6 protein-coding genes are annotated in these 6,170 nt (G+C 38.7%); 2 read left to right on the top strand and 4 right to left on the bottom strand.

Going from position 1 to position 6,170, the window contains the following annotated elements:
* Nucleotides 1–122: 122 nt before the first annotated feature.
* A complete protein-coding gene (locus AC1DND_RS15905) occupies nt 123–884 on the bottom strand; it encodes a DUF4197 domain-containing protein (protein WP_477583040.1) in 762 nt (253 codons plus the stop codon).
* A 217-nt stretch (nt 885–1,101) separates the two neighbouring features.
* Between AC1DND_RS15905 and AC1DND_RS15900 the strand changes: the two genes are divergently transcribed.
* Both AC1DND_RS15900 and AC1DND_RS15895 read left to right on the top strand, forming a co-directional pair.
* Nucleotides 1,102–1,680 carry an RNA polymerase sigma factor gene (locus AC1DND_RS15900; protein ID WP_477583038.1) on the top strand — a complete coding sequence of 193 codons (579 nt, stop codon included), beginning with the start codon at nt 1,102–1,104 and terminating at the stop codon, nt 1,678–1,680.
* Nucleotides 1,673–2,977 (top strand): carboxypeptidase-like regulatory domain-containing protein, encoded by a 1,305-nt coding sequence (locus tag AC1DND_RS15895; RefSeq protein WP_477583036.1) that lies wholly within the window; start codon nt 1,673–1,675, stop codon nt 2,975–2,977. Before AC1DND_RS15900 ends, AC1DND_RS15895 begins: the two co-directional genes overlap by 8 nt.
* Nucleotides 2,978–3,467: 490 nt before the next feature.
* On the opposite strand, the gene AC1DND_RS15890 is transcribed toward AC1DND_RS15895, so the two are convergent.
* The 3 genes from AC1DND_RS15890 to AC1DND_RS15880 all read right to left on the bottom strand — a co-directional run.
* Nucleotides 3,468–4,478, bottom strand: coding sequence for an inorganic phosphate transporter (locus AC1DND_RS15890; RefSeq protein WP_029274247.1), 1,011 nt, complete (start codon nt 4,476–4,478; stop codon nt 3,468–3,470).
* Nucleotides 4,479–4,490: 12 nt separating this feature from the next.
* Nucleotides 4,491–5,132, bottom strand: coding sequence for a DUF47 domain-containing protein (locus AC1DND_RS15885; RefSeq protein WP_029274248.1), 642 nt, complete (start codon nt 5,130–5,132; stop codon nt 4,491–4,493).
* Between the two features lie 244 nt (nt 5,133–5,376).
* Nucleotides 5,377–6,170 (bottom strand): sensor histidine kinase (locus AC1DND_RS15880; protein WP_477583034.1); only part of this gene is annotated, 794 nt, incomplete at its 5' end.

Raw genomic sequence — 6,170 nt, 5'->3', positions numbered from 1 at the left:
TGTCTCCACTAACCACAATCAATACCTACACTTAAATCTAATTCCATCTGTGAGGACACAGACCAAGGCATTTGATTTCTTTCCGCCGTGGTTCGTGTCCTCACGAACCACAATTAAACAGATTAAATCTTTTTCTTATCGGCGTAACCAAATACTTTTTGCAACAGGGTTGTACTTCTTGAGCTTAAGTTTCCCCTGATTTTGAGTTCTTCCTTCGCAACTTCAACAAATAAACCATCTATCGCTTTTTGTGTAACGTATTCGGTTAAATTCGTATTTACAGGCTTAACCAAAGGCAGGCGATTGTATTGTGTAGTTAAGTCGCTATAATATTTGGTGGCATTTACCTTATTTAAACTTGTAGTTACAATTGGGCTAAATTTTTGCATCAGCTGGGAAGTAGTTACCCTTTTAAAGTATTCGGTAGCTGCGTCTTTATTACCCAATAGGATATTAGTCGCATCGGTTAATGTCATTTGTTTAATGGCTGAGATAAAAATAGGCTTTGCTTCGGTAGCAGCATCTTCTGCGGCACGGTTTAGGCTTACAATCACATTATCGCAAAGTTTGTTCAAGCCTATGCCACGTAATGTTCTTTCAACCTTTTGTGCTTCAGGAGGCATCAAAATTTTAACGGCCAGATTGCCTAAAAAACCATCTTTAAGCGAAAGCCTGTCGGCACCTGCAGAAACACCAATTTGCAGGGCTTCCTTAATCCCTTGTCCTATTTCAAAAGTAGATGGCGTTCCGGTGGCAGCTGTGGTAGTGCCCTGTTTTTCGGTTACTTTTTTAAATATATCACTCAGTTTAATCTGTGCGCTAACATTTAGGCTTGTAAATATCAGCATGGCCAGTGATGCCGATAAAATATTGATCTTTTTCATTTTGTGTGTTTAATCATGTTTAGCAAAACAACTGCCATAATTCTTATTTACCCTCAAAGATAAGCCTTTGCACATGGCAATAATGTTAAACCACTTAAAAAGATAGGGAGCAAGGTAAAATATTTAGGCCCTTCTCTTCCTAAAAAATTAGTTTATGTGCCATCACTCAGAAATATTTTTTATACTTGAAAGATAATTCGAAATAGCTACCATTTTTTTGAGGTTTATAAAAAACACAGCTGGGAACGCCCAGCAAGAAGACGCCAAACTGATTGCCCAGTATAAAAATACGGGCGATTTAGACGCGTTGGGTACGCTTTACAATAAATATATGCATTTGGTGTTCGGGGTTTGTTTAAACTACTTCAAAGATGAAGAGCAAAGCAAGGATGCGGTAATGCAGATTTTTGAAGAACTGGTAACGAAGCTGAAAATACATGAGGTACAGAACTTTAAAAGCTGGCTTCATGTTTTAACGCGGAACCATTGTTTAATGGCACTACGTAAATCGGCGAAGCAAAATAATGTCTCATTAGACGATACTTTTGTGGAAAATAGCGAGTTTGTGCATCTGGATATAGACAACACAAAAGAAACGCAGCTTACCATTATGGAAAAGTGTATGGAAACTTTGCCCGAAGAACAGCGAAAAAGTGTAGATTTATTTTATTTACAAGAAAAATGTTATAAAGAAGTAGCCGATATTACGGGCTACGACATGCTTAAAGTTAAGAGTTACATCCAAAATGGTAAGCGGAATTTAAAGATTTGTATAGAGAAAAACAGTAGTGAATAACGATTGGTTAGATATTGATGTTCTGGAAGATTACCTGGATGGTAAACTTGATGTTAAGGCTATGCACTTTGTAGAAAGACAGGCTTTGGAAGACCCTTTTGTTGCCGAAGCATTAGAGGGACTGAAACAATCGCCCAAACGCAAGCAAACGCTTTCTATTTTACAAAAACAACTGTACGACCGTGTTTCGGAGAAACCTATAAAACGTAAGCTTTGGGGCATTACTACCCAAAGGTTAAGTATTGCAGCAACTGCAACCGTAGCATTTATTGCGGTAAGCATTTTATTCTTTATGCGCGAAACCAATCGCAGGAATGCAGAACTTGCTGCACATAAACAGGGCGGTGTGATGGTTCAGTTAGATAGTACAACGAGTATTGCTTCAGTTCAACCCAAACCTAAAGAAGATACGGTTACGCAAAACTCTACAAAGGCAGCTTTGATTGATAAAGCAATTACAGCCGCAAAAACGGGGGATTTAGCGAAAAACATTAAAGCAAAACCTGCATTAGAACGGGCAGAGCAACAAATGGCCGAGGTAAAAGCGGCGAAAATTGCAACCGAGAGCAATCGCGCTAAAGCGAAGAGCGCGGTAGGCTTTGGCAATTACAGACCAAGCCCAGTTACGATAAGTGAGACTGTAGTGGCAGCAGCACCAGCATTTGGCTCTAGTAAAATTGCGTTTAGCGGCAACGTTGTAGACCAAAGTAATGGCCAACCTGTTCCGGGTGCTGTGGTAAAGTTAGCGGGTTCTAAAAATGTAACCGCGACTGATGCTAAAGGTTATTTCTATTTACCTGCTGATAGCAACGCAAAAGATAAGGACTTATTGATTAACGCTATTGGCTTTAAAGAATTACCTGTAGCTGGTCTGCAAGATCCTAATGCAATTAAAAGTGCTTTAAGCGGGAATAGATCACTAAACGAAATCGCATTAATTACAGGCTCATATGGGCATAAGAAAGAAAATATTGCGGCACCAAAAATTACACTGCATGCAGAACAAAACCTGGATGGAAAATCGGCCGATGATATTACGAAGCCTATTCCGGTTTCTACCATTAACTATAGTCAATACTTAGAGAATAACAACAAACTTTATAACCCTAAAGGCCCCGAACAATTTGTGATTTTAAGTTTCAAAGTTAAAAGTAACGGACGCCCAACAAATATCAGCGTTATAAAATCACTGAACAAAAAAGCCGATGCGGAAGCCAAAAGACTGATACAAGAAGGTCCGGATTGGGTGTTGCCTAAAAATGGAACTGATTTAGTCGAAATAAGCGTTAAGTTTTAAGTTTCCAGCTATTTATTAGCGAAGGGTTTCAAGCAGCCAATATTTCCTAATAAACTTTCTATTTTTTTTAAAATCCCCTCACATGTCAGTCTGAGCGTAGTCGAAGACACCTATTCAATAATTAGAAAACATTGACTCCGCCACCATTGACAGATTCTCATAGAAAGATCGTCATTACGAGGTACTGCCAGCCCCGACTCTTCGGAGAAGCAATCTTAATGTTCACCCTATTATTAGCTATCGTTGTATGATTGCTTCGTCGTACCTCCGCGCAATGACGATTTTAAGCACCCAATATTCTCCCAAGAACCACAACAATTGTAATCTAAACCCGATATAAGCGGACATCCCGATTTTTCATCGGGATAAAGCGTTTAGCGGGGCGGAACCCAAACCAAAGGCTTCCACTCCTGCTTTCCAAATCATTACAAAACAAAAAAGACCAAGGCTATTAGCTTTGGTCTCTCAAGTATATTAAAGGATTTTGTTTTTATTTTAAGTAATAGATCACGGCATAAATAATCGCCGCTAATGTAGCCGAAACCGGAATGGTTAAAATCCAGGCCCAGATTAAGTTGATGGTTACACCCCAACGTACTGCAGAAACGCTTTTTACTACACCTACCCCTACAATCGAACCTGTAATGGTATGCGTTGTAGAAACCGGAATACCGAAATGCTCTGTAATACCTAAAGTTACTGCTCCAGCGCCTTCGGCAGCAACACCTTCCAGTGCGGTTACTTTAGTGATTTTGGAACCCATTGTTTTAACAATTTTCCAGCCACCACTCATTGTACCTAACGATATTGCCGAATAACAGGCAATTGGCACCCATGCAGGCATAGCTTCGAAATTAGGAATTACTTTTGAGGCGATTAAAGCTGTTGCAATGATTCCCATTACCTTTTGAGCATCGTTACCTCCGTGGAAGAAACTTAATGCAGCAGAAGAAAGCAATTGCAGGCGTTTAAACCATTTCTCAGCAGTTGCTGGCTTAGCATAACGACAGATATTGATAATGATCAGTGTTAATACAACTGATATAACCATACCGATTATTGGTGCCAGTACAATAAAAGAAACAATTTTTATTACATAACCCGTGTTTACAGCATCAAGCGGACTAGCGCCTATAAGTAAAGCATGTGTCATACCTGCACCAGCAAAACCGCCAATTAAGGTATGTGATGAACTTGAAGGGATACCATACCACCAGGTTAAAAGGTTCCAGATAATTGCTGCAACCAAACCTGCAAGGATAACTTCTAAAGTGATATAATTTTCGATTACCGTTTTAGCAACTGTATTGGCTACTTTGTGGTCGGTAAAATAAAAGTAGGCAGCAAAATTGAACAACGCAGCCCACAAAACCGCCTGAAAAGGCGTAAGAACTTTTGTAGAAACAACTGTTGCAATCGAGTTAGCGGCATCGTGAAAGCCGTTAATGTAATCGAAAGCAATAGCCAGAATTACAACAACAACCAATAAGGTAGTTACCATGTTTGTTTTTTATTAAGCGTTTTTAACCAAGATAGTTTCAAGCACATTCGCCACATCCTCACACTTATCTGTCGCTTTTTCTATCGTTTGTAAAACCTCTTTTTGTTTAATTAATTCAATCGCATTGGTTTCGTATTCGAATAAACGGGCTACCGCTAATGTAAATACATAATCAGCCTGGTTTTCGCCACTGTTRATACGGATACAAGCATCGGCAATTACACGGATGTTTTTGAAACTGCGTAATTCTTTAATTGCTTTATCAATATCAGTACACATTTCTACCAAAAGCTCGGCAATTTTAACAATCGGCTCGTTAATGGTATTCATGTTATACATCTGCATACGGTTTGCAGTACCATAAATATAATCGGCAACATCATCAACGGCAGTAGCCAATGCATGAATGTCTTCTCTATCAAATGGCGTAATAAAGTTCCTGCTCAGTTCAAGAAAAATTGAATGGGTAATATCATCACCTACATGCTCTAAGCGCTCAATTTCTTTAAAAATTGTTTTTCTGCTTTCAGCATCACCTGTGCTAACCATTTCTAAAAGGGTTTCTGCAATTTTTAATGCATTGCTACCTGCCTGCTCGAAAAGCGGATGAAACTTTTTGTCTTGAGGTGTAAAGAACTTAAAAATATTGTTCATGTTAATTTTTAATATGTTGCAAAGCTACAAGCCCAATGTTAAGTTAATGTTAATTTATTAATTATATTAACTAATTATCTCCTTATTTAGTCAGGAGTGCGTTATTTCTATATTTTCAGATAGCTGACAATGAAATAATTAAAGAAGTTCATTGGCATTAGCGCATTAGTTTGCCCGCTTCTGTGTAATTAGCGCCTTTGTGACAAAAGAATTAAGGGTTGTCTACTACTAAAAAGATCGAAAATTACCCGCCTTTTTGTAGTGTAAATGCAAAGGTTGTGCCTATGCCCGGCGTACTTCTTACTGAAATGGTTTGTTGGTGTGCCTCTAAAATGTGTTTTACAATGGCTAAACCTAAACCTGTGCCTCCAACTTCTCTCGCCCGGTGGGTATCAATGCGATAAAAACGCTCAAACAAGCGCAACAAATGCTTTTCTTCTATGCCGATGCCATTATCGGTAACTTCGATCAAAACCTGATCGTGCAGTTCAAAAATCTTAATGGCTGTTTCGCCACCATCAATGCCATACTTAATACTGTTTACCAGCAAGTTAATCAACACCTGCCTAATCTTTTCGCGATCGGCCGAAACCAATGTAATGGCAGTATATTTATCTTTAAAAAAGAGTTTAATGTTTTTTGCTTCAGCGCGGTCTTCGAGGTTTTCCATTACCTCTTTCGCCAATTGCACAAAATCGAATTTTTGGTAGTTAATTGGCGATTCGCCTGTTTCTAACTTTGAAATAACATCTAAATCATTAATTAAATAACTCAGTCGCTCTACATTGTTTTCAGCTTTTTTTAGAAACAATACAGCCTGATCTGGGTCATCTACCAAACAGTCCTGTAGCGTTTCAATATATCCTTGAATGGCAAAAAGTGGGGTTTTAAACTCGTGCGATACATTTGAAAGGAATTCTCTTCTAAACTGTTCCTGTTTTTTTAATAAATCTATTTCTTTTTTCTTTGCACCTGCCCACTCCTTTACTTCTTGCTCTACATCATTAATCGGATCAGAACTCACGTACTCGCCGAGCG

The sequence above is a fragment of the Pedobacter sp. 01N416 genome (assembly GCF_056399685.1).
Note: the sequence above shows the minus strand (reverse complement) of the source record. Positions and strands in the feature narration are given on the sequence as shown.

Bases quoted from the DNA above. Each gene is read 5' to 3' on its own strand.
- AC1DND_RS15890 (WP_029274247.1), bottom strand. From the start codon at position 4,478: ATGGTAACTACCTTATTGGTTGTTGTTGTAATTCTGGCTATTGCTTTC.
- AC1DND_RS15905 (WP_477583040.1), bottom strand. From the start codon at position 884: ATGAAAAAGATCAATATTTTATCGGCATCACTGGCCATGCTGATATTT.